Source organism: Streptomyces sp. NPDC052682, from assembly GCF_040678435.1.
GTDB lineage: Bacteria > Actinomycetota > Actinomycetes > Streptomycetales > Streptomycetaceae > Streptomyces.
The window spans coordinates 199,000-220,561 of sequence record NZ_JBFATS010000011.1 but is presented as its reverse complement, the minus strand read 5'-3'; the positions used below and the strand labels follow the sequence as shown (position 1 = coordinate 220,561).

General features: G+C 70.5%; 27 protein-coding genes and 1 pseudogene. 22 read left to right on the top strand and 6 right to left on the bottom strand.

Annotated elements, in window-relative coordinates; all coding sequences use genetic code 11:
- Window positions 1–26: 26 nt before the first annotated feature.
- From AB0K80_RS19600 to AB0K80_RS19565, 8 genes and pseudogenes are all read left to right on the top strand, one after another.
- A complete protein-coding gene (locus tag AB0K80_RS19600; protein WP_365671205.1) occupies window positions 27–1,241 on the top strand; it encodes a phosphotransferase in 1,215 nt (404 codons plus the stop codon).
- On the top strand, window positions 1,238–2,173 hold the full coding sequence (locus AB0K80_RS19595; protein WP_365671203.1) for an NAD(P)-binding domain-containing protein: 936 nt from the start codon (window positions 1,238–1,240) through the stop codon (window positions 2,171–2,173). Before AB0K80_RS19600 ends, AB0K80_RS19595 begins: the two co-directional genes overlap by 4 nt.
- Window positions 2,170–3,300, top strand: coding sequence for a hypothetical protein (locus tag AB0K80_RS19590; RefSeq protein ID WP_365671202.1), 1,131 nt, complete (start codon window positions 2,170–2,172; stop codon window positions 3,298–3,300). The genes AB0K80_RS19595 and AB0K80_RS19590 overlap by 4 nt, the downstream gene beginning before the upstream one ends.
- 369 nt (window positions 3,301–3,669) lie before the next feature.
- Window positions 3,670–4,172 (top strand): annotated as a pseudogene (locus tag AB0K80_RS19585) (IS5 family transposase); the annotation flags it as partial.
- Window positions 4,173–4,837: 665 nt separating this feature from the next.
- Window positions 4,838–5,080: a hypothetical protein gene (locus AB0K80_RS19580; RefSeq protein ID WP_365671200.1), complete on the top strand. Its 243-nt coding sequence runs from the start codon at window positions 4,838–4,840 to the stop codon at window positions 5,078–5,080.
- 543 nt (window positions 5,081–5,623) lie between these two features.
- Window positions 5,624–5,842, top strand: a complete 219-nt coding sequence (locus AB0K80_RS19575) for a hypothetical protein (RefSeq protein WP_365671198.1) — start codon at window positions 5,624–5,626, stop codon at window positions 5,840–5,842.
- A gap of 397 nt (window positions 5,843–6,239) precedes the next feature.
- Window positions 6,240–6,437, top strand: coding sequence for a hypothetical protein (locus AB0K80_RS19570; protein ID WP_365671196.1), 198 nt, complete (start codon window positions 6,240–6,242; stop codon window positions 6,435–6,437).
- 82 nt (window positions 6,438–6,519) lie between these two features.
- Window positions 6,520–7,092 carry a hypothetical protein gene (locus tag AB0K80_RS19565; protein WP_365671194.1) on the top strand — a complete coding sequence of 191 codons (573 nt, stop codon included), beginning with the start codon at window positions 6,520–6,522 and terminating at the stop codon, window positions 7,090–7,092.
- Here AB0K80_RS19565 and AB0K80_RS19560 read toward each other — a convergent pair.
- Entirely contained in the window at window positions 7,089–8,093 is a 1,005-nt protein-coding gene (locus tag AB0K80_RS19560; protein WP_365671193.1) for an IS481 family transposase, read from the bottom strand. The two genes, AB0K80_RS19565 and AB0K80_RS19560, sit on opposite strands and share 4 nt — an antisense overlap.
- Before the next feature lie 71 nt (window positions 8,094–8,164).
- On the bottom strand, window positions 8,165–8,530 hold the full coding sequence (locus AB0K80_RS19555) for a VOC family protein (protein ID WP_365671192.1): 366 nt from the start codon (window positions 8,528–8,530) through the stop codon (window positions 8,165–8,167).
- A 92-nt stretch (window positions 8,531–8,622) separates the two neighbouring features.
- Here AB0K80_RS19555 and AB0K80_RS19550 point away from each other — a divergent pair, with 92 nt between their 5' ends.
- Window positions 8,623–9,588 (top strand): WYL domain-containing protein, encoded by a 966-nt coding sequence (locus tag AB0K80_RS19550; RefSeq protein ID WP_365671189.1) that lies wholly within the window; start codon window positions 8,623–8,625, stop codon window positions 9,586–9,588.
- Between the two features lie 19 nt (window positions 9,589–9,607).
- On the opposite strand, the gene AB0K80_RS19545 is transcribed toward AB0K80_RS19550, so the two are convergent.
- Complete coding sequence (locus AB0K80_RS19545; RefSeq protein ID WP_365671374.1) at window positions 9,608–9,790, bottom strand: GntR family transcriptional regulator; 183 nt, start codon at window positions 9,788–9,790, stop codon at window positions 9,608–9,610.
- Window positions 9,791–9,953: 163 nt separating this feature from the next.
- Window positions 9,954–10,271, bottom strand: coding sequence for a hypothetical protein (locus AB0K80_RS19540; RefSeq protein WP_365671187.1), 318 nt, complete (start codon window positions 10,269–10,271; stop codon window positions 9,954–9,956).
- 233 nt (window positions 10,272–10,504) lie between these two features.
- Here AB0K80_RS19540 and AB0K80_RS19535 point away from each other — a divergent pair, with 233 nt between their 5' ends.
- Complete coding sequence (locus AB0K80_RS19535) at window positions 10,505–11,182, top strand: YdcF family protein (protein WP_365671185.1); 678 nt, start codon at window positions 10,505–10,507, stop codon at window positions 11,180–11,182.
- A 72-nt stretch (window positions 11,183–11,254) separates the two neighbouring features.
- Here the strand turns inward: AB0K80_RS19535 and AB0K80_RS19530 are convergent, their stop codons facing one another.
- Window positions 11,255–11,647 carry a hypothetical protein gene (locus tag AB0K80_RS19530; RefSeq protein ID WP_365671183.1) on the bottom strand — a complete coding sequence of 131 codons (393 nt, stop codon included), beginning with the start codon at window positions 11,645–11,647 and terminating at the stop codon, window positions 11,255–11,257.
- Window positions 11,644–12,462: a GntR family transcriptional regulator gene (locus tag AB0K80_RS19525; RefSeq protein ID WP_365671181.1), complete on the bottom strand. Its 819-nt coding sequence runs from the start codon at window positions 12,460–12,462 to the stop codon at window positions 11,644–11,646. Before AB0K80_RS19525 ends, AB0K80_RS19530 begins: the two co-directional genes overlap by 4 nt.
- 340 nt (window positions 12,463–12,802) lie before the next feature.
- Between AB0K80_RS19525 and AB0K80_RS19520 the strand changes: the two genes are divergently transcribed.
- The 12 genes from AB0K80_RS19520 to AB0K80_RS19465 all read left to right on the top strand — a co-directional run bounded on the left by AB0K80_RS19520 (window position 12,803) and on the right by AB0K80_RS19465 (window position 21,536).
- Window positions 12,803–13,084: a WhiB family transcriptional regulator gene (locus AB0K80_RS19520; protein WP_365671179.1), complete on the top strand. Its 282-nt coding sequence runs from the start codon at window positions 12,803–12,805 to the stop codon at window positions 13,082–13,084.
- Entirely contained in the window at window positions 13,081–13,620 is a 540-nt protein-coding gene (locus AB0K80_RS19515; protein ID WP_365671177.1) for a hypothetical protein, read from the top strand. The genes AB0K80_RS19520 and AB0K80_RS19515 overlap by 4 nt, the downstream gene beginning before the upstream one ends.
- Complete coding sequence (locus AB0K80_RS19510; RefSeq protein WP_365671372.1) at window positions 13,620–13,850, top strand: hypothetical protein; 231 nt, start codon at window positions 13,620–13,622, stop codon at window positions 13,848–13,850. Before AB0K80_RS19515 ends, AB0K80_RS19510 begins: the two co-directional genes overlap by 1 nt.
- Window positions 13,847–14,026 carry a hypothetical protein gene (locus tag AB0K80_RS19505; RefSeq protein WP_365671175.1) on the top strand — a complete coding sequence of 60 codons (180 nt, stop codon included), beginning with the start codon at window positions 13,847–13,849 and terminating at the stop codon, window positions 14,024–14,026. Before AB0K80_RS19510 ends, AB0K80_RS19505 begins: the two co-directional genes overlap by 4 nt.
- Entirely contained in the window at window positions 14,023–15,648 is a 1,626-nt protein-coding gene (locus AB0K80_RS19500; RefSeq protein WP_365671173.1) for a hypothetical protein, read from the top strand. Before AB0K80_RS19505 ends, AB0K80_RS19500 begins: the two co-directional genes overlap by 4 nt.
- Window positions 15,648–15,848, top strand: coding sequence for a hypothetical protein (locus AB0K80_RS19495; protein ID WP_365671170.1), 201 nt, complete (start codon window positions 15,648–15,650; stop codon window positions 15,846–15,848). Before AB0K80_RS19500 ends, AB0K80_RS19495 begins: the two co-directional genes overlap by 1 nt.
- Window positions 15,836–16,522, top strand: coding sequence for a hypothetical protein (locus AB0K80_RS19490; RefSeq protein WP_365671167.1), 687 nt, complete (start codon window positions 15,836–15,838; stop codon window positions 16,520–16,522). Before AB0K80_RS19495 ends, AB0K80_RS19490 begins: the two co-directional genes overlap by 13 nt.
- 2 nt (window positions 16,523–16,524) lie before the next feature.
- A complete protein-coding gene (locus tag AB0K80_RS19485; protein WP_365671165.1) occupies window positions 16,525–17,025 on the top strand; it encodes a hypothetical protein in 501 nt (166 codons plus the stop codon).
- A gap of 95 nt (window positions 17,026–17,120) precedes the next feature.
- Window positions 17,121–19,418: a hypothetical protein gene (locus AB0K80_RS19480; protein ID WP_365671163.1), complete on the top strand. Its 2,298-nt coding sequence runs from the start codon at window positions 17,121–17,123 to the stop codon at window positions 19,416–19,418.
- 200 nt (window positions 19,419–19,618) lie between these two features.
- Window positions 19,619–20,065, top strand: a complete 447-nt coding sequence (locus AB0K80_RS19475; protein ID WP_365671162.1) for a hypothetical protein — start codon at window positions 19,619–19,621, stop codon at window positions 20,063–20,065.
- A 17-nt stretch (window positions 20,066–20,082) separates the two neighbouring features.
- Window positions 20,083–20,259, top strand: coding sequence for a hypothetical protein (locus tag AB0K80_RS19470; RefSeq protein WP_365671160.1), 177 nt, complete (start codon window positions 20,083–20,085; stop codon window positions 20,257–20,259).
- A gap of 146 nt (window positions 20,260–20,405) precedes the next feature.
- Window positions 20,406–21,536, top strand: coding sequence for a hypothetical protein (locus AB0K80_RS19465; RefSeq protein WP_365671158.1), 1,131 nt, complete (start codon window positions 20,406–20,408; stop codon window positions 21,534–21,536).
- The last annotated feature ends 26 nt before the right edge of the window (window positions 21,537–21,562 follow it).

Here is a 21,562-nt window from a genome sequence, read left to right as displayed (position 1 = left end):
GCCTGCCGAGTGCGAAGGAGTCATTCGTGAGCACAGCCGCAGCACATACCTCCCCAGGGCCGGTGCCGGACGTGGCCGAGGTCTTCGCCCTCGCCCAGGACGAGATCCGCTCGGCCGCCGCCGAACTGTGGCCCGGCGTCCACGTGGAGCTGTCCGCCCACATGCCGAGTGTCACCAGCTACGTGCACCGCATCCTGGTGGGCGGCCGGAAGCTGTACGCCAAGCACTCCTTCCTGGGGATGTCGCTGGTGTCGATCCTGCGCGGCGTTGCCGGTGACTGGGCCGAGGTGCAGCGCGCCCAGGCCGTGTATGTCCGGCGGCCGGATGCGCTGCTGGTGCGGGAGGCAGCGCAGCTGCGGCTGCTGGCCGACCTGGGCAGGCCCAGGGTGTGCGAGGTTGCTGGCCTTGCTCGCGGGGTGCTGTTCACCGCGCCGGTGCCCGGGCCGACGCTGGCCGCCCTGCTGTTACGGGACCCGGCGAGCACGGCCGGGTTGTTCGAGGCCGTCTTCGCCGACCTGCACCGGCTGCACCGCTCGCGGACCGCCCAGCGGCTGGCCCCGGCCGGGGCGATCTCCGAGCAGAGTGTGGCGGCGACGTTCCAGCGGAAGTTCAACGGCATCAGCGGCCAGACCTACGTCAACCGTCTGGGCGCCGAGCGGTGCACCGAGGCCGAGCGGGCCGAGGTGGCCGCGCTGCTGCGGGCGGTGGTCGCCCGGCTGCACCGGATGCGGCCGACCGCGCTCGCCCGGGGCCAGGCCGTGCTGACGTACGGCGATCTCAAGCCTGAGCACCTGGTGTTTCCCGACGGGCCCGGCGGGCGGCCGGTCCTCATCGATCCTGGCCTGTTGCGGGCGAGGGCCTCGGTGGACGCCGCCAAGCTGACCAGCCGCACCGTGCTTCTGCTCGCCTCCGCCCGCCCCAGCGCCGCGGCAGCCGAGCAGATCGCGGACGGGCTCGGGGCGTTCGCCGAGCAGCGGATGCGGGCGATGGCGCCCAAGGCGGCCCGCTCGTGGCTGCGCGAGCTGCTGATCGTGTGGCTGATGGACACCGTCAACATCCTCACCACCTTCCTGTCGGCCCCGGCCGCGCTGCCACTGCCACCGCGCGGGCGCCCCCTGGTGGAGCGGGCTGTGGCGGTGTGCACCATGGCCGACCGCGTCAGCACCGCTCTGGGCGGCGGGATGGACGCGCACCGCGTGTGGGACACCGCGCTGGGCGAGACCAAGGTGGTGGCCGGATGAGCCGGACACCCACCGTGGACGTGGTCGGCATCGTCGGGGCGGGGGCCGTCGGCCAAGCCGTGGCCACCACGCTGTGCACGGCCGGCTTCTGCCGCCGCCTGCTGATCGCCAGCCGCACCCCGGAGCAGGCCGCCGCCCTGGCCGCAGACGTCGACGACATGCGGCAGGCCACCGCCTCACCCGTGCACCCCCACGTCGGCCGGGTGGCCGATCTGGCCGACTGCCAGGCGGTGGTCATCGCCGTGCGGGCGTCCTTCACCAACACCCGAAGCACCGACGTCCGCATGGGCGGCGCGGTCGCCAACGCGCCCGCCATCGGCCGGCTGGCTGCCGCGCTGTACGACTATCCGGGCACGGTGCTGGTGGTGACCAACCCGGTCGACGTGATGAGCAGGCTGTTCTCCGAACTCTCCGGCTGCGAGCGGGTATTCGGCATCGGCTCGAACCTGGACAGCGCCCGCTACCGGGCCGCCCTCGCCCGCCATCTGCACGTTCCGGTCGCCGCAGTGGCGGGGCACGTGATCGGCGAGCACGGGGACGCCGCCGTGGTGTGCGCCTCGGCCACCACCGTCAACGACCAGCGGGTCCCGCTGCCACTGCAGCAGCTGCGTGACGAGCTCGTCACCAGGGCGGGACGGATCAGTGCGGGCATCGGCCGCACCCGCTCCGGGCCCGCCGGCGCCGTGTTCTCCGCCCTGCGCAAGACGCTCGCGGTGGACGACGGGATCGAGGAGCTGTCCGCCCCGCATGGGGGCGGCTGGCTGGGAATTCCGTTGCGCTTCGTCCAGGGCCGGCCCGTAGCGTGCCTGCCCTCCCTCGACGCGGCCGAGCAGCGGCAGTTCACCGCAGCCGACACCAAGCTCCGCGCCGCCTACCAGGCCGTGCGGTCTCTGCCCGAACTTCAATCTCCTGACAGCGAAAGGGCTTCATGAACACCGTCACCGCGACGCGGCTGCATGCCGCGGACGTCAACATCACGATGGTCAGCAACACCCCTGCGGTCACCGACTACGCGCGCCGCTACTTCGGCCCGTGGTGGAACGCCTTCGAGGTGCTGCCCGCCAGTGTGTGCGCCGCCCCGGTGGTCTTCGCCGACGTCGACGCCGCCCAGTACGCCAGGCTCCAGGCCCTGGTGGAGACGTGCCCGCACGAGGAGACCACCTACGCCAAGGCAGCAACCCTCGTGGCCCGCGACACCCAGGGCACGATCACCGCGGTCAGCCCCACCCAGCAGCTGGCCTACCGGCACGTGCCGGCCACCGGCCGCCTGTCCGTGATCGGCACCGAGAGCGAGCCCGTGGCGCTGGCCGCCGCACGGATCGCCCGGGATGCCATGCGCGGCCTGCTGCTGCGGGACGGCTGGACACTGCTGCACGCCTCCGCCGTGACCGACAACTGCCGCACCGTGCTGACCTTCGGCGAAAAGGGCGCCGGGAAGACCACCACCGCGCTCGCCCTGGCAAATCTGGGCTGGCAGCTGCTGGCCAACGACCGGATCTTCGTCCGGCCGGACGAGGGCGGGCAGTTGCGCGTCCTGCCCTGGCCGTCGGCCGCGGCGATCGGCCTTGGCCTGCTGGACGCGCTGGGCTGGTATGACGTCGCCCGCAAGCGCCTTGAGGCCGGCGAGGCCCTCCACCCGACGCAGCACCCGGAGGTCACCGACGCTGTTCTGGCCGGGCGGCGCGAACCGCTGTGGGAGTCCGGCGGCAAGCGCGAACGCAAGGTGCAGGTCTACCCCGACCAGTTCGCCGACTGGTTCGGCCTCAAGCTGGCCACCGGAGGCCTCGCCCAGGCCGTGCTCTTCCCGCGGATCCGGCGGGACGCCGCCCCGGCCGTCGAAGGCTGCCGCCGCACGCTCGGGGACGCCGACTTCATGCACGGCGCGACCGAGGACCGCTACCCCGATATCCTCGGCCTCGCCCCGGCTGGCGGCAGCGGCAGCAGCGACGCCCGGCAGAGCGTCGCCTACTACCTGGACAAGCTGCCCCAGCACACCGTGGTCCTCGGCCACGACCTAGCGGCCAACGCCGCCTTCCTTCACCAGCTGCTCAGCGAGTAGCCCGAGGCCCCCGCCGGGCGCTGCCCTCCCCGCGCCCGGCGGGACGCACTCCGCCCCTCCCGGTCTTGACGAAGAAGGGCAGCGGGAGACATCGGAGACACAAGGGGCGGGCGGCGGAGCAACCCCGACTCCCCGCCCGCCCCGCTCATGCGCACAGACACAATCGCCGCATCGAACAACCGCCTGTCAGGGCCGTCCTGGCGGGGCCGGCTGCCCGTACACCTGAAGGCGCTCAGGCAGCGCAGTCACGTTCTCGCCCTGCTGGGGGTAGAACGGCCGCTCCGGGGAACCGGCCATCGTGTAGTCGACCATCATGGCGGCGAAGAACGCAGACTCCCTCGCCGGCGGTGGCAACAACCCCGCCCCCCGGTCCTCGACACCGCCCACGTCAGGGCGAAAAAGGGGGCGAACACACAGGCCCGAGCCCCGTGGACCGGGGCAAGCCGGGTTCCAAGATGCACATCCTGTCGGACGCGAACGGACTGCCCCTTCTCGTCGGCGTCTCGGCCGGCAACACCCACGACAGCAAAGGGCTGAAGCCCTTGGTGGCGGGTCACCAAACGAGACACGACCCCCACCGCGGCCGCTACTTCAAGCCCCAGCGCCTACATGCGGACAAGGCTTACGACCGCCCGGACCTGCGGAAATGGTTACGCGGCAAGCGCATCGGAGTCCGGATCGCCCGCAAAGGCATCGAGTCCAGTGAACGGTTGGGCCGTCGCAGGTGGGTGATCGAGCGCACGATGTCGTGGCTGTCCGGCTACCGAAGGCTCAGCCCACGCTACGAGCGAAATCCCCGCAACTACCTGGCCTTTCTCGGACTGGCAGCCGCCCTGTGCTGCTACAAGCGACTCATCCGCCTCACCACGTAGGACACGGTCTTACGCCTGCTGCAATTTGCGGTGGAGCAAGTAGCCGGGGGCCGTTGACCCTCTCCGCGGCTGTCACGAGTCGTGATCGCCAAGCACGGGAGGTTATGGCCGGCTGACCCGGAGGCCGCCGACCCGACGGCCGGACCGCCGGGCGGCCAGCGAGCGACACCGGGCATATATCTTCCCGGCCTCCCGTGGGGTCTCCGGCGGCCTGGAGCCCCCGCCCGGGGCGTCTGGCCGTCCCCGCCAGCACGAGGCCCCCCCAGAGACCCCGTCCGGCTCAACTACTGCACCAAGAAGCGGACTTGCCTCGACATCGCCCTGCTTGCGCTAACATCAGGGCAGGAGGGTGAAGGTGCCCCTTCAGGCCTGCCATTGGGTTCAACTTAGGTTGAGCCGCGGGCCACTGGAGTCTCGTTGGGAGCTATGGAGTCCTGACCGCCAGCATGGGCTGACGCACAAAGCAGGCAGACGAGACTCACCGAGGACGAGCGCGCCGCAGAGGACGGCGAGGTACGTACACGCAAGGACCCCGGGCTGATCATCAGCCCACCCGAGAACATTCGCGTGCAGTGCGTCCGCGCTCATGTCTCGGTCCGAACCGTAGGGTTCGGATCGAGGCTGCCTACGCCCGATCCGGCCCATGACAGGGAAGGTAAGGATCGGTGGACGGCACCGCCATCATCATCATTCTCGCCATCGCTGGCGTGGCCTCTGTGCTGCTTTTCGCGATCAAGGGCATCCTTGATCAGCTCCCCGACGTCTTCGAGTCGTTCCGCCGTGCGCGCGACGCCTGGAAGCGCCTCAAGGAGGAGCCGGACGAGGTGGCCAAGCCCAACGACACTGAAGAGCCGCCGCCTCCGGTGACCGTTCCGGCGGACGACGACGAGCCACCAGCGGCTGCCTAGTTCGCTACGTCCACCCCGCCTCTGTCCGGAGGGCGGGGTGGACGTGTTTCACCAGCTCAGCACTCAATTCACCTGTTCACACACAGTTCCGTGCTAGTGCGCTATTCTCGTGGCGTGCCCACGGTGGAGCTGCGAACTCCTGTGAGCACGCGACGGGTTGCCTGCGGTCATGCTTCGCGCTGCCGTATGCGATCAGTCGGCAGAACTTCATGTCTTGTCACCTCTGTGATCCGCATGAGTACGCGGGGCGTTCCAGAGGACGTGTGATCTGTCTGGCTGCTGCGCTTGTACGGGAAAGTCACGTACACCCCAGAAGCCATCCGACGTCGGGTCGCACTCGACTTAGGCTTGTCTTCTGCTTGCACTACGAACAGCTTACTAACAACCAGGTTTGCGCCTGGTTTCTGAGATTCCCGGCGAGACGTCGGATGCGGGGCTTCTCAGTTCGACCACACTCATTGTGGCCGAGCTGACGAATGCCCTGCGCATGAGCCACTGCTCGGTCGCCCAACCCGAAAGGTACCGAGTCAGTTGGACGGGGTTATGACGCTCGCCATCCTCGCCGTCGCAGGGGTGGCCTCGATCTTCCTGTTCGCGCTGAAGGGCGTGTTGGATCAGGTTCCGGACGTGATCGATTCGGCCAGCCGGGCGCGCGACGCTTGGCACCGCTTCAGGCGCAAGGTCGACGAGCAACCCACCACCGCGACGGTGGTGGAGATGCCGCCCCGGGGGGACGAGAAGCAGCCGCCCGCCGCCGCGTAGGCCCGTCCCGGGCTCCCGTGGGGTCTCCCGCCTCACGAGAGCCCGCCCGGGGGGCCCGGTTGCCGGCCAGCGCACGAGAGCCCACGGGAGATACGGTCCCGGGGCTCGTGCCCGCCGACCCGCCAACGCGGTCCGTTTCCCGGTACACTTGAAGCCTCGGAGAAATCCGCAGGGCGGACCTGGCACCGACGGCCCGGACGTGGCAGGGGTGGAGCCCCAGCCTTAACGCAGACTGCGGTTCGGTCCAAGAAAGAGGTACGGCCGACCAGCCTTGGCCAGGCACCTGAATGGTTGAGCCCCAACGTCGGTGGGCCTCGGTCAGATCACACGTATGTCACGTGGTGATCGGACTGAGGCGTACGCGAACGGTCTGATCACCGGAAAGGTACTCGGACCGTTGAATCTCTCCTTCGGTGTCAGGCTGTTGATCTTCGCGATCTGCTTCCTGCTCTCCGTCATCGTCGGCATCGTGGCGGGTGTCATTAGCCACCGGCCGGACGCCCCGAAAGGCCCGGCGTTCCTGTACGGCGGTGGCGTGTTCGGCGGGTCGCTGACGCTGTGCCTGGTGGCGCTAACGTCGCTCGGCGTGCTCTAAGCGCGCGGAAGCCCCGGGGGTCGGCCTCGGGGCTTCCCCAATTTCAGCTCCACGGTGCAGCACCCATGCCTACGCTGCCGACGTGACGATCACACCTGTTGCCCTCGCTCTGATCAGCACCGGCGCCGGACTGCTGGGGTCCGTCATCGGCACGGTGGCCACCCTGATGTCGGCCAGCCTCACTCAGCGGGCGACCCGTGACCGCGAGAGTGAGTTCAAGGTGTGGGAACGCCGCGCCGAAGCGATCGAGGAGGCACATCGCAAGATGATTGCGCTCGGCAACACGCGTGACCTCGCATGGGCGCGCAGAGAGTTACCCAGCGGCATGAGCCCTCAGGATCTCGACCCGGGGCACCAAGACGAGCAGTTTCGGCTGGTCGTCACCAAGCTGACGCTCTATACGACGCCTGAGCTAGTGCAGGCGTACCGAGACTCGAACCAAGCGTTCCTAAGGTCGCTGCTCGGCATCCAAAGGATTCAGCTCGCGCTGACAGAGCGAGGCCCGGAGAGCGACAGGCCGAGGAGGCAGCGGAACATCGACGCGGCCGTTGCCATCGCCACCGAGGCCATCGAGAAATCCAAGGCCGCCGACGAACGCCTTGAAGCCGCACTGCGTGAAGCGGCTGCGCTGGCGGCGACCCGCCGCCGACGTTAGCTGTATGAGGGCTCGACGTTGGTGACGCTCTCGCGGAGGCGTGCTGCTGGCGGCTTTCCGGCGGCAGCACTATGCGGCCGATGGTAGTTGTAGTGGATGTTCCACACTGCGATCGCGGCTGACCGGGCGTCCTCGCTGGTGAACTCGCGGGCGTAGAGGACTTCCTCGGCCATGATGCGCTGGTAGCGCTCCACTTTCCCGTTGTGCCGAGGTGTGTATGGCTTGGTTCTCTGATGCCGGGTGCCTTGCCCGACGATGCGGGCGAAGTCGCCGGAGCGGTAGCAAGCGCCATTGTCGGTGACGACCCGGTGGATGTGTCTGATGCCGTGGGCGGCGAACCAGACCTTCGCTCGGGCAAGGAACGCAGCAGCTGTAGCGCCCTTCTCATCACCCAGCGGTTCTGTGTAGGCGAGCCGTGAGAAACCGTCGACGACGGAGTGCAAGTAGACGTACCCACGCTTCGCCCCGGTCGACTTCGCCCGACCGACGACCTTGGCCTGATCGCTGTCGCGGCCGTGGATCCGCCACCCGCCGCCATCAGGGATCCGGCCGACCTTCTTCACATCCAGGTGCACCATGTGTCCGGGCCAGCGGGCGGTGATCTTTCCCGGCTTCCGGTTGTTCTCGCCGCCTGGGTCGATGAAGCGGCGTTTGCCAAGGCCGAGCCGGGTCAGGTGTCGGCTGACGGTCCGCCGGTTGATCACAAACCCGATACTCACAAGTTCGTCGGTGATCCGTTGCGCGGACCACTTGTGCTCGCGGCGCCAGGACTCGATCTGCTCGATGACCCATGATGGAGTCGCGTTCGGACTCCGGTGCGGGCTCGACGGCCGGTCTTGCAACCCCGCATCACCGTGTAGCCGCCAGCGATTTACCCACTTGCTGGCGCATGCGCGGGAGATGCCCATCTCATCGGCGACGTGGGCGATGGGGCGTGTCTGGCACCGCTTCACGAGCCGCCTGCGGCCCTCGACGCTCAGGGGCGCATTCGCGTGGAGCACTCGTCGTCCTCTCGAAGTCAGACAACGGCAGGCGCGCACGACAGGTGTCGCGCCTGCCGCATTGTGGCCTTTCAGCCCCGCGGTGCGACACGGATACGGTTCCCGTCAGGATCGGCTGCGAGGAAGGTCAGCCCGAACCCCGCATCATGTGGCTCCTGCAGGATCGTGACGCCCTTGGACTGCCACTGCTTGAAGATCGCATTGATCTCGTCGGGCCCATCGTTGCTGGCCAGACAAACCTCACTGGTGCGCGGGACGTCCGCTGACAGATCCTCGAACTGGCCAGACCACAGAGCGAGGTCAGCGCCTGGCCCGAGGTCGAAGGTGATGTATCCCGGCGTCTCGAACGAAGGGCTCATGCCGAGGAGGTCGCCGTAGAAGCGCGCTGCGGCGGGAGCGTCGTTCACATAGACGATGGACACGACGGATGTGGTCATGGTTGTTCCTTCTCACAGGTCGTAGGTACGCATCCACCAGCCTCACCGGGATATGCGCCGCCCCCTGTCGCAATTCCTGAAAAAATTGGTGTGTGACCCCAGACCGCTTCTTCTCCCTGATGCTGCTCCTCGCATCGGGGGATGCCGTAACCACACAGGAACTTGCCTCGGCGCTCGGGGTGTCCCTTCGAACCATCACCCGGGATCTGAACTGGCTCCGCGACGCCGGTCTGCCGGTGACCGCGCAACGGGGCCGCCTCGGAGGTGTGACCATGCTGCCCGGGTCCGGGCTCGACCTCACGCGACTCACACCGGACGAGCGTGATCATCTGTCGCTCACCGGGCTGGATCAGAAGCAACGTGCGGAGCTCAACGCATCCATCGAAAGCCATCGCGCGCTTTCCAAGATCGGCGCTACACAGCCACGTCGAGCTCGTGAGCTCCTGCCCCTCACCGACGTAGTGCACGTGGACAGCCGTCCCTGGCTCCAGGCACGAGATTCCGACACGACTCCGGCTTCACTGATCGGCCCAGTGCGGCGCGGTCGTCGGCTACGGATCGAGTACGACAGTCCCCACGAGTCATGCTCACGCATCCTGGTCGTGGACCCCTACGGGCTGCTCGCCAAGGCCGGCACCTGGTACCTCGTCGCCGACTGTGCCCGAGTGCCACGGATGTACCGACTCGAACGGATCACGGCCTGGACAGCAGTCGACCAGCCACGACGGATCCGCGAGAACCAGACCCTGGCCACCGTCGCTGCAGCGCTCGTTGATCAGTGGGAACACAACCATGCGATAGAGGTCAGCGCCACCATCGACCAGACCCAAATCGAGCGAGCGCAACGGATCTTTGGCCAACGACTCGTCCAGGACGACCATGAAGAATCCGCCACCGGCCACAAGGTTACGATCCGCTTCCTGCATCTGGAGGACGTGCGAGCGCTACTGCCGTTCGGAAGCGCCATCACTGTGCACGGCCCCACCGAAGCCAGGGCTCACCTCAGCAACCTCGCCATCAACCTTGCCCACCACTATGCGCCGTCACCAACGTCCTGACCCGCAACAGTTAGCCGGCCTACTTCGAGTCGGCAACGAACGTACCGAGGCCCAGCTCTGTGCGCACCTCGCCGGTCCCCCGCAGGTGCGCCAGAGCCTTCTGGGCCGTCGACGCAGCGATGCCGACCTCAGCGGACAGCTCGACGATGCCCGGCACCCGGCTGCCGGGCGGACAGGTCCCGTCGGCGATCCGCTTGCTGATGATCTCAGGATCGACGCCATCCGCAAAGCATGGTCGCTGGCCCTGGGGCCAACCACCAACAGCCCCACCCCGCCATCACCCGTGAGCTGCCCACGCCACAACCGCACGGGCTGAGTCCCACTCGCGCCGAGGCCGACGCAGTACGGGTATCCCCTGCTGGCTTTCAGCGACCGCGGACGTCCTGGGCCGCCTCGTGCGCACGGCGGAGCTGGTCGGTCAGGTTCGTGGCGGTGGTGGCGGCCTCCCCGACGACGCGGGCCAGAATGGTGGCGTCATCCCGGTCCCGGGCCATCCGGTCCACCGCGGCGGAAGTCTGCAGCAGGACCTGGGGCAGATGCTCGGCGAGTTCGTGGAGGTCGCGGAGAACGCGGGCCGCGCTGCGCGGGCTGTCGTACTCGGCCTTGCCGCTTTCGAGGTCCTGGGCGATCTCGCGCAGAGTCTTCGCGGCGTCCCGTGACAGAGGGCTGGGGTCGTACGGCACCGGTTGATTCCTCCCGATCACGGTGGGCAGTTCCCAGTCTGCCGCCGCTGACCTGCCCATACATGCGGATCGGCGAAGTTAACGGGCAGGCGGCGGATGCGGCGCCCGGCATACCCTCCCCTCAAGAGCGTTCACTAATCTACCCACCGAGGGGGTTCCGGCCCCCGACGATCACGATGCGGCGGCAGGATGCACCGTGCGCCGGAAATGGGATCGATCAGGGAGTGGCGACCGTGGCAGACGCCGCAGGATGGCAGCGTGTGATCTCCGCCGAGGAGTGGCGGGATGCGGAGCTGATCTGGGACTACCACCAGATGCACCATGAATTGCGGCCGTGCTCGGCGGGAATTGGGTTGGGCAGCCACGATCTGGGCGTCGCCTCGCATACCGTGCACCTGTACCGGCAGGGCCTGTTCCCTGTGATCGTGTTCACCGGCGGCAACAGCCCGACGACGAAGGCTCGCTTCCCGCGGGGTGAGGCGGTGCACTACCGCGAGCACGCGCTCGAGCTCGGTGTCCCGGCGGACGCGGTGCTGGTGGAGCCGAAGGCGGCGAACACCGGGCAGAATGCCGTCTTCTCCCGCCAGGTGCTGGCCGTGGCCGGGATCGTGCCGGAGTCGGTGCTGGTGGTGTGCAAGCCGTACGAGGAGCGTCGCTCGTACGCGACGTTCAAGAAGGTGTGGCCCGAGGTGGATGTGGTGTGCGCCTCGGAGCCGGTGGGGCTGGCCGCGTATGCCGAGGGGATCGGGGACGCGAAGCTGGTCATCGACATGCTGGTGGGCGCGCTGCAGCGGGTGATGGTGTATCCCGAGCGGGGCTTCACGATTCCCCAGGAGGTCCCGGAGGATGTGGCCGCGGCCTTCAAGCGGCTCGCGGATGCCGGCTTCGACAGTCGTCTTCTTCCTCGCTGACCTGCCCAGATACGCCGGTGCCCCGCGAAGCAACCATCGACTTCGCGGGGCACCGGCGTGTGCGGGCGGCTGTCACTCGGCCAGGCGGAGGGCTTCGGCGCGGTCGGGCTCGGCGAGTCCGCCGGCCCAGTCGGTGTAGGCGGCGCGGGCCTGCTCGACGGTGAGCCCGGCGGCCATGGCGATCTCGCTCCAGGTGCGGCCGTGCTGCAGGGCCCGGCGCATCAGGGGCGGCTGCTCGTCGCTGATCTGCACGGTGATCGCGGTGCCCAGGACCAGGGCCGCAATCGCGTCGGAGCCGTCCGGGGTGACGGTCTCCTCGGGCGGCAGGCCGCGGACGGTGCCCGCGAGACGGTCCTGATGCCGCCGGCGGCGGTGGGCCATCTCGACCACGTCGGCGGACGGCACGTCGCCCGGAGCGGTCAGCTCGGCTACATCGAGCGCGCGGGGCTTTCCTTCACTGGTCATGGTTCCTGCCTTTCGGCCTGGTCACAGGCGGAGTCGGGCAGCTGAAAGCTGTAGCTCCAGCTGAAACGGCTGGCGGCATGGACGCCGAGGGCGTACTCGATCACGGTCTCGTCGGCGGTGTAGGTGGTGCGTTTGAGGACCACGACCGGCTCGCCGGGCGGCAGTTCCAGCTGCTCTATCTCGGCGGGGGTGGGCATGCGGGCCCGCAGTTCCTCGGTCATGTGGTCGGGTTCCAGGCCGAGCTCGTAGAACACGCGGAAGCCCCCGCCGGCCCCGGCCGGGCCGGGGGTGGGGTCGACCAGCCGGGTGCCCTCCACGTGGCTGGGCCGGTAGTAGCTGGTCAGCGTGTGGGTGGGTTGGCCTTTCTCCTTGACCAGGCGGGCGCGCTCAAAGACCTCCGAGCCCTCCGGGATGCCCAGGGCGGCAGCGATCTCGCGGGTGGCCGGCACCCGCCGGACCGTCTGGGTCTGGTCGGTGCGGTTGTACTCGCGGCCCGAGGCGACGCGATCGGCGATGAACGCCACCTCGTCGCTGTCGCGCCATTTCGCCTTGTCGTAGCGCTGGATCCCGAGCCGCTTCAGCGGCGGGCGGTCGCGGGCGTAGACGCCGCCGCCCTGCCTGCTGGTGACCAGTCCGGCGTTTTTCAGCCGGATGATCGCCTGGCGCACGGTCTCTCCCGTCACCTCATACTTCGCCACAAGCTCGCGCGTGGTCGGGAGCTTTTCTCCCGGCTCGATGGCGCCGGATTCGATCTCCGCTCTGAGATCGTCGGCGATCCGCTGCGCTCCGCGCGGCCTCGGGTCCTTTGCCGTCATGGGCTCAGAGTAGAGCACCTTCACTAGGCAAGTCACAAGCAGTTCACTAGTGAAGTCTTGACGAGGTTGCGGATCTCTGTCTACGGTCGATCTCACCAACTTCGCTAGTGAAGTTGGTGGGATGTTGGGGCTGTTTCGCCCTGCGTCCGTACAGCACTGCCTTGCCCGAAAACGCGCGAAGGACCCCCGATCTCCTTCCACCGATCTCAGGGGTCCTTGCGCGGAAAGCCCACCTGTTTCAAGGAGTGACTTCCGCATGCCCAAGCCTACGAGTGCGCCGGTTGCCACGACACGGCGTTCGCCCGGTTCGTTACTACGACTGCCGTTCGGGGCCTCCCCGGTGGACGCCGAGGGCCGGCCGCAGGCCGCCTGCATGGGCCTGGACACACAGATCTTCTTCGCTCGCCCCTCGGAGCTGGACCAGCAGCCCAACAAGGGCGAGCGGGCGGCGCTGGCCGTGTGCGCGGTGTGCCCGGCCGCTGTCCGGGCGGTGTGCCTGGAGCGGGACCTGGCCCAGTCGGAGCTCACACGCATCAACGGGGTCTTCGGCGGGGTGCGTCAGGAGGAGCGGCGGCAGATGTACCGGGCCCGCCAGCAGCTGCGGGGCGGGGGTGCGGCATGAGCGCGCACAACCGCGAACTGCCGCAGCGCACCCGCCTGTTGCCGGAGCCGGTGTTTCCGGAGCTGGCCGAGTACATGCGGATGGCGTGGAACGGCCTGGCCGCTGCGTCCCCGGCCGCGCGCCGGGTCGAGGCCGGGGAAAGCGCCCGCGATCTGCTGGCGGAGGCCATCGCGCTGCCGCTGAAGGAGATGGACTCCGACGCGCTGGTGATGGCGATCCTGCAGCTGCGGGCGGGCCTGGCCCGTCTGCTGGCCGCCACCATCCCGGCCGCCGTCCCGCCCGCGCCGTCCACCGGCGCTGTTCTGGACGACACCGACCTGGTCGCGCACCTGCTCGACCTGTTCAGCGACGCGGCCCCGCTGGACGCCGACGTGGCCGTCCACGTGGGCCGCCCCCTGCCCGCACGGCTGATCGACACCCTCGCCCAGGCCATCCACGCCCCCGGGCTGCGGCCCAGCGGCGACTACCTGGAGGCCCGTGGCATCTGCGGCAGCTCCACCATCCACATCACCGCCATGACGAGCGGGGGTGCGTGATGGCGTTCTTCGGGCTCATCGGCAACGACCGGCAGATGGCCGCCACGACCTATGCGGGCAAGGAGTCGGCCAGCCAGCGCAAGCAGCGCAAGGAAGCCCAGCGGTCTGTGCAACGCCGTGAGCGGCACCGCCGCAGCGCGACCAAGGCCGACCGCGACGGCTGGAAATGGGCCGACAAGGAGCGTGAGCGGCAGGAAGGCCGCGGCGGGCGGCGGGGGTGGATCTCGTGACCCGCGTGCGCTCCTGGCAGGCGGCCATCGGCCGGGCCGAGCAGGCCCGGCAAGCCGCCACCGACGCCGAGCAGACCACCGCCCGCATGAATCAGGCCCTGAGCAGGACGGATGCGGCCCTGGCCGCCGACCGTCTCGCCGCCACCTGGACACAGCAGGAAGAAGATCCCCGGTGATCGAGCACCACCGCGTACCGAACATCCCGGGCGCCCACCGCGCCCACATCATCGACACCCCGGCCCCGGAGCCGACGGCCGCCGACATCCTGGAGGCGGCCCACACCGAGGCGGCCGATCTGCTGGCCGGGGTCCGCCGCGAGGCCCAGACCCTGCGGCGGGAGGCGGCCACCGCCGCCGCCCAGGCCGAGGCCGACGCCGAGGGCGCCGAGGAGCGCAAACTCGTCGCCGACCTGCATGCCCAGCAGTCCCACCAGGCGGCCGAGAAGCAGATCGCCGCCGCACAGACGGTCCTGGCCCAGGCCCGCGAGGCAGCCGAGGAGATCCTCGCGGAGGCCCGCGCCACGGCCGCACACCTGCGGGAGGCCGGCCAGGACGAACTGCGTCGCATCGAGGAGCAGGCCGACGCCCGGGCCCGCCGTCGCGAGGAGACTGCCGAATCCTTCCGGCAGGCCACCGAGGCGGAGGCCGCCCGGATCCTGCAGGAGGCTCAGCGCCGGGCCGAGGCCCTGGTGACCGAAGCCCAGAAGCAGGCCGAGGACAGCGGCCGGAAGGCGGACACCGCCCTGGCCCAGGCCCGCCGGGAGAAGGAAGAGGCGGATGCGCTGCTGGAGCAGGCCCGCACCGAGGCCGAGCAGCGCCAAGAGCGCGGCGAGAAGCTGACAAAGAAGCTGCCGACCTTCGCGCTGTTCGCCGCAATCGGGCTGACCGCGTCGGGCGAGTGGCAGCTGGCCATGCTGGTCGGCTTCCCGGTTTGGGTGGCGCCCCTGCTGCCGATCGCGATCGACGTGTACGTGGTCGCCGCCTTCCGGCGCCACCGCGACGCCTTCACCGCCATCAGCCTGATGGTGATCGCGAACGTGCTGGTCCACCTCGCCGAGGCCGGGCTGTTCGGCGTCACCGGCACCGGTGACAACGTCAAGCCCACCTGGTGGCTGGTCGCCCTCGTCGTCTCCATAGGCCCGTTCGTGCTGTGGCGGGTTCACGCGCTGCGCGACCAGCCCGCCACCTCTACCGCACCGGCCGCACCCCCGGCACCGGCCGCCACGGCCGCCGTACCGCCCGCCCTGCCGCCCGGTACCGGCACCGGTAACCCGAGCGGCGAACACCCGGCAGTCGGCACCGGTAACCCAACCGGTGAAGGCCCGGCTACCGCTACCGGTGAGGGCCCGGCTACCGCCACCGGTAACCCGGGCGGTGAAGATCCGGCTACCGGTAGCGGTAACTCTGCACCGGCTACCGGCAGCGCGAGCGGTAACGGCAGCGGGGCCGACGCCGGGTCCGCCAGCGGTAAGACCGGTTCCGCCACCGGTGGCGCTCCCTCCGGCAAGCCCGGTGCGGCAGCCGGTAGCCGCAGGCGCCGTACCGAGCGCCGGGCCTCCCGGAATGCGGGTAGCCGTGCGGCGCGCGGTACCGGGCGCGATGAGCTGCGCGATGCGGTGCGGACACGGATCACCGCTTTGCTCGCCGACGACATGACGCCCTCGCCCACCGAACTCGGCCGCGAGTTCAACGCGGACCCCGAGTGGGTCCGCAACCAGATCCGCGCGGTGAAGAAGAACCTCCCGGCCCAGCCGGCCACCGTCCCCGCCCGCCCCGCCACGGAAGAAGGGAAAGCCTGATGTTCTTCCGCCGTCGTCCCCGCTCCGGCGTCCGGCTGATCTTGCCCCGCCGCCGGTCCCGCGCGCTGCCCGACGTGCTGCCGCTGCCCGAGGACGGGCGGCCCGAGCCGGTACCCGCTGCCGAGCCGGACGAGGACGAGATCAAGGTGCGCGAGCGGCTGCTGGTCCTGCTCGGGGAGGCCGTGCGATGGCCTCGCTGAACAACGGCACCAGCGCCAACGACTGGTGGGCTGGCGGTCAGGCGGCCGAGCCGACCCCCGCGGGCTGCTGCTCCGTCTGCCCGGTGGCCGCCAACTGCCCGCTGCGTTCCGACAGCGCGGTGCGCTGCGCGGTCACCGGCGACCAGCCGCCCCCGGCCCCGCCCGCCATGGCCCCGGACCTGGCCGAGGCCGTCAGCCATGACGTGGCGGTGGCCCTCGGCGAGGCGGTCAGCCTGGCTGAGGTCGCGGCGGCCGTCGCCGATCGCGCCCTCGCCGGCGACGACGGCAACGACGTGGACTGGGGACGGCTGCAGCCCGTCCGCAACCTGCTGTCCATCGCGGTGGCCACGTTCATGCCGGTCGGCGACACCACCGCCGCCGGCTGGGTCGCCGACAGCATCAGCCGCGGCGGGATCACCGCCCCCGTCTTCGCCCCGCTCGGTGCCGTGCTCGCCGGCACCGGCGCTGTCCTCCTCGGCCGCCTCGCCCCGGGCGTGATCGGCCTCGTGTGCGACCTGGCCTGGAAGGCGCTGGCCTGCACCGGCCGGGGCCTGGTGCGCCTGGTGCGCTCGCCCCGCGGCTGGATCATCACCCGCCCCGTGCTGTGGGCCGCCGGCATCGGCGTCCTGATCGTCTCCTGGCGCGCTGCCAACCACTTCCTGACTGGAGCCTGACCGTGTTCGACAACTCCCCCGCCAACGCCGGTTTCGGCGCCCTGGTCTTCGGCGCCATCGCCACCGTCGCGATCATCGCCGGGTTCAAGTACAAGCTGCTGCGCAACAAGAAGACGCTGATCCTGGTGGGCTTCTTCATGCTGCTGATCACCGTCAACTCCGGCGGATTCCTCGGCGAGATCGCAGGCGCCCTGCGCCACGGCATGAACGTCGCCGGGCAGGAAGCCGTGGACAAGACCGCCGGGGCCGCGGCCGCCGCCAACCCACCCCGCACCGCCGTCACCCCGGTCTCTGCCGGCGGCGCGGCCATCGGCCTGACCGGCATCACCTGGTACGTCATCAAGCTCATCGCGGCCCGCGGCAAGCCCAAGGACTGGAAGGAAATGGTCGGCGGCACCCTCGTGGCCATCTGCTACGGCACCAGCCTGGGCTTCATGGGCTGGATCGTCAGCGCCACCACCCTGACCGGCAACAACATCGGCCTGTACGTCTTCGGCGGCTGAACCCGCCGCTCTCTCGCGGCGCCTCCGCCGCCGGAACCCGCGCCCCTTTTCCTCGTTTTTCTTCCTGCCCCGCGCATTTCTGGAGCACCCCAGCCATGACCAGCCACGACCACGGCCCCCTCCTGCCCGAAGTCATCGTGTATGAAGGCGAGTTCGTCGACGATGACGCGGAGCCGCAGCCGGGCACCGGCCCGGCACCGGCCGCAGCGCGCCGACAGACGGCCCGGCGCATCGCCCACGCGGCGGCCACCGCCGCCCGCTTCATCACCGGCCGCACCCTGCCCGGCCTGCGCAACGCCTGGGCCCTGACCGTGCATTGGGCCGCGCTGCGCTACATGACCGGCGACGAGATCCGCCGCCGCATCGTCAAGAAGCAGCTCGACCACTACACCGAGCGCCGCGACGACGCCCGCACCGCCCGGGACACCACGCTCAAGCAGATGTCCAAACTGGTGGACAAGGCGGCCGACGACGGCCTAAGCGGCCCGGAGAAACACCGTTTGCGCGATCTGGGGGCCGAGGCCGATCGCCGCCGCAACGGGCTGGCCGTCCTGAACGCCCTGCCGTTCACGCCGACCCAGCCCACCGCCGAGCAGATCACCCGGTGGCGCGGGAGTCGCGGCGCCGTCCGCTTCACCTGCGTGGTGGTGCCCGCCCTGGGCGCCCTGGCCACCGTCACCGCCACCGCCCCCCTGTCCGCGCTGATCACCGGCCCGGCCCTGCTCGGCGGCGGCTGGTGGCTCACCCGCCACCCGATCCCGCTCACCACTCGGCCCATCCCCGCCGAGCTGCTCATCCCCGAACTCGACGCGCCCGCCGACTACCAGCTCGACGAACCCCGCACCGCACCGCAGCCTGAGGCCAACCAGGCCGAGCCCGCCGAACCGTCGGCCGCCCAGGGAGAGGAGGAGCAGGAGCCCGGCTCGCTCGCCGAGGCCCGCACGGGCGAGCAGGCCGCCGCCGTGCTCGCCACCGCGATCCGGGCCGAGGGCCGGGACCTCGCCGAGGTAGCCAAAGCGGTCGAGGAGCCGTGGGGCTGGTCGTTCTACGTGCGGTTCTCCACCGGCAGCCCGGACGAGCTGAACAAGGACGACGTCTACAAGGGCCTGATCACCCGCCTGAGGCTGCGCCGCAACGGGCTGCTCGTCGAGGGCGACCCCGAGGCCGGGGACAGCGCGTTCGTCCGCGCCCTGCTGCGCGATCCCTTCTCGCCGGAGGTCGTCGGCCCGCTGCCGTACCGGCCGCCGCTGTCGATGTCCATTTTGGACGCGGCCGACTTCGGCGTGGCCATGGACGGCACCCCGCTGGTGTTCTCCTTGGCCGGGCTGATGATGCTGATGGTCGCCGATTCCGGCGGCGGCAAGTCCGGCGTCATGCTCGCGCTCGCCGAAGCCGCCACTGCCTGCCGTGACGCCGTGGTGTTCAACATCGACCCGGTCGGCACCGGCGTCGGCGCCCTGGGCGAGGCGATCACGCTGTCGGCGTGCATGGACGACGAGCTGATCCAGGCTGTGCTGGACTTCCTGCTTCAGTGGTGTGCGGCCCGCGCCCGCCAGCGCGCCCGCTACGGCTGGGGCAACAAGTGGCGGGTCAGCGAAGAGCACCCGGCCGTCGTGGTGTACGTCGACGAGTGGCCGCAGCTGAGCGACGAGGCCAAGGCGAAGCTGGTGCGCGCGATGCTGCTCGGCCGCAAGGAAGCCCTGTGGTTCGAGGCCGACAGCCAGTTCGGCACCCGTGAGCACCTCGGCCAGGCCATCGGCCCCAAGCTGTCCACCCGCCTTCTGGGCGCCTGCCGCCGCGTGGACGTCACCGAACTCCTCGGCGGCGGCGCCATCGCCGAGGGCTACCGCGCGGACCTGTTGCAGGCCGCCACCCACACCGAGGTCAACGACGCCGGCCAGATCTACGCCCAGGGCCTGCCCGGCTTGCCCAACCGGCCCATCCGCTACAAGGTCCGCGAGGTCAGCGACGCCCAGGCCGCCCGGCTCGGCGCCGAACGCGCCGCCGCCGGACTGCCCGACCTGACCCACACCCTCACCGAGGCCGGGCTGTGGCAGACCTACCAGGATCTGCTCGCCCGCTGCCGCGCCGACACCACGCCGCCGCCCGCGCCGGCCATCCTGCTCACCGTGCGCGAAGCTTTCCGCGCCGAGCACGATCCCGACGCCCTGACCGTCGCCCAGCTCGCCGAGCACCTGCGCGCCGCCGACGCCGACCGGTGGGGCCGGTGGGACAACCGCGCCGACCGGCTCGCCATGATCGGCCGCCACCTGCGCAAGGCGCTCACCGACGCCGGGGTGGAACTGGCCTCCACCCGGCTGCGGCACCTGTCCGGCGAGCCCACCGGCTACCTCCTGGCCGACGTCAGGGCCGCGCTCACGGCGTTTTCGTGACCTGCCCGCGGCCTGCCGCCGCATTGCCGGTCCGGCAGGCCGGCGGCAGGCCGCCGTACAGGTTATGACCTGCGGCGACAGGTTCCGCAGGCCAATCCTGCCCACCCCCGCTTCCGGCCGGTTTCGCCGCTCCCGGACCCGCCTGTCCGGGCGCGCCGTGACCACCCGGCCGATCCCCTACCGCTTGTTGCGAGGAGACCGTGACCAACCCCGACACCCACACCGCGTACGAGCGGTGGAAGGCGCTGCAGCCGATCACCCGCCCCGGCGACGTGCCGATTACGACGCCGATCGCGTGGATGGAAAACCGCCGCGGCGACCATTTGCTGGCGCTGATGCTCAGCCGCAGTGATCCCGCCCGGCACGGCGCCACCGACGCGCTGGCCTGCCTCGCCCTGGGCGAGGCCATCCGCACCGAGCTGGGCCACTACCGCGGCTCGCTCGTCCACGACGCCCGCCGCCGCGGCGCCAGCTGGCAGCAGATCGCCGACGCGCTCGACACCGACGTGGACACCGCTCATCAGCTGCTGCGCGACTGGGCCGACGGCCAGCACCGCCTCTACCAGTCCACCCCCGCCGGCGGCCACCGCATCGGCCTGAGCACGGCCGACCACCAGGCCGTCCTGGACCTCATCCCTGACCACTGATCTTTAAGGAGAGCACCGTGACCTCCCGCACCCCGGCCGTCTCCGTCACCGCCGGCGGCGCCCAGCCCGTCAATGTCCGGCTGATGGGCGCCGACCGCGCCGTCCGCACGCTGGTCGCCGCCCTCCAGCAGGCCGCCGCCTGCGGCCCGGCCAGCTACCGGCCCATGCGCGACGGCAACGGCACCCGCGCCTAACTGTCGGTCACCGTCCCCGCCGAGACGGCACCGGGCCTGTGACCCACCGCCCGCTGACCGGCGCCGCCCATCCCGCCCGGCGACCTTGACCGGGCCTGTCACCTACCCGATCTGCGGCACTCCGCCGCCCTGCTGAAAGGCCTCCCATGCCTGAGAACACCCCCGGCCCCGTCGTCCGCTTCCGCCCGGCGGTCGGCCGTGAACGCACCTACGACTTCGCCCAGCTGCCCTGCCCGCCGCTGCACGCACCGCTGGCCGCCGCCCTGGAGGCCCGCCTGGCCCCGGCCAGCGGGATGCTCACCCTCGCCAGCGCGGACACCTACTTCGGGACCATCCGCCGCTTCCTGTCCTTCCTGAGCATGCAGGACAAGCCGCTTGCGTGCCTGGCCGATGTGGAGCCCGACCACCTGTACACCTACCGCGAACTCGAGGGGGCCACCCGCACGGCGGCGGGCATCGGGCGTGAACTCGCCCAGCTGTGCCGCCTGCTGCAGGACGCCCCGTACGGGTCCCTGCACCCCAAGGTGTGGGACCTGGTCAAGGCCCCCCGGAAGATCACCGGGCCGATGCCGCCCCGGACCCCGGTGCCGCTCTACTCCCAGCGCGAGTACACCGCGCTGCTCCAGACGGCCCGCACCGACGCGGCCCGGATCACCGCCCGCCTCACCGCGTCTGCGCAGCTCCTGGCCGCGTTCCGCGCCGCCCCGGACACGCTCGGCGAGGAGGAGCTGGCCACGGCCCGCCTGCTGGAGGTGATGGACCGCACCGGCCGTATCCCCCACGTCGAAGGCCGGCGCAAGCAGGACACGGCGCGGCTGCTCTTCCTCACCCTGGCCGACGCGGCCCCGCTGTTCGTGCTGTCCCTGGCCCTGGGCCGACTGCGGGTCACCGAGGCGGTCGACCTGCCTGCCCAGCACGTGGTGGCCAACGGCCACGTCGACGTCCGCTTCGACGACCGCAAGGTGGGCCCCGTGCAGTGCACGTGGGAGGTCCGGGGCGAGGGCCACGACCCGCTGGCCAGCGCGGGCGACTTCTACCTCCTGCTGCACCGGCTCACCGCGCGCAGCCGCCGATTCTCCGGCACACCGCAGCTGTGGAACCTGTGGACCGGCCGCAGCGCCAACCTCAGCGGCCACGCCCCGCTTTCGCGCAACTCCGTCTCGCCGCTGCTGCACACCTGGGCCCACCGGCACCACCTGACCGCCGACGACGGCCAGCCCCTCACCGTGCAGATGCCCCGGCTGCGGGCCACCGCCAAGGCCCTCGCCCGGGGCTGATCCGGCCATTCCCCCGGGCGGGCTGC

What these genes read in the sequence shown, in the direction of transcription:
- AB0K80_RS19590 (WP_365671202.1), top strand. Translation starts at nt 2,170, where the DNA reads ATGAACACCGTCACCGCGACGCGGCTGCATGCCGCGGACGTCAACATC.
- AB0K80_RS19595 (WP_365671203.1), top strand. Translation starts at nt 1,238, where the DNA reads ATGAGCCGGACACCCACCGTGGACGTGGTCGGCATCGTCGGGGCGGGG.
- AB0K80_RS19575 (WP_365671198.1), top strand. Translation starts at nt 5,624, where the DNA reads ATGACGCTCGCCATCCTCGCCGTCGCAGGGGTGGCCTCGATCTTCCTG.
- AB0K80_RS19555 (WP_365671192.1), bottom strand. Translation starts at nt 8,530, where the DNA reads ATGACCACATCCGTCGTGTCCATCGTCTATGTGAACGACGCTCCCGCC.
- AB0K80_RS19530 (WP_365671183.1), bottom strand. Translation starts at nt 11,647, where the DNA reads ATGACCAGTGAAGGAAAGCCCCGCGCGCTCGATGTAGCCGAGCTGACC.
- AB0K80_RS19465 (WP_365671158.1), top strand. Translation starts at nt 20,406, where the DNA reads ATGCCTGAGAACACCCCCGGCCCCGTCGTCCGCTTCCGCCCGGCGGTC.
- AB0K80_RS19525 (WP_365671181.1), bottom strand. Translation starts at nt 12,462, where the DNA reads ATGACGGCAAAGGACCCGAGGCCGCGCGGAGCGCAGCGGATCGCCGAC.
- AB0K80_RS19480 (WP_365671163.1), top strand. Translation starts at nt 17,121, where the DNA reads ATGACCAGCCACGACCACGGCCCCCTCCTGCCCGAAGTCATCGTGTAT.
- AB0K80_RS19490 (WP_365671167.1), top strand. Translation starts at nt 15,836, where the DNA reads ATGGCCTCGCTGAACAACGGCACCAGCGCCAACGACTGGTGGGCTGGC.
- AB0K80_RS19510 (WP_365671372.1), top strand. Translation starts at nt 13,620, where the DNA reads ATGGCGTTCTTCGGGCTCATCGGCAACGACCGGCAGATGGCCGCCACG.
- AB0K80_RS19515 (WP_365671177.1), top strand. Translation starts at nt 13,081, where the DNA reads ATGAGCGCGCACAACCGCGAACTGCCGCAGCGCACCCGCCTGTTGCCG.
- AB0K80_RS19495 (WP_365671170.1), top strand. Translation starts at nt 15,648, where the DNA reads ATGTTCTTCCGCCGTCGTCCCCGCTCCGGCGTCCGGCTGATCTTGCCC.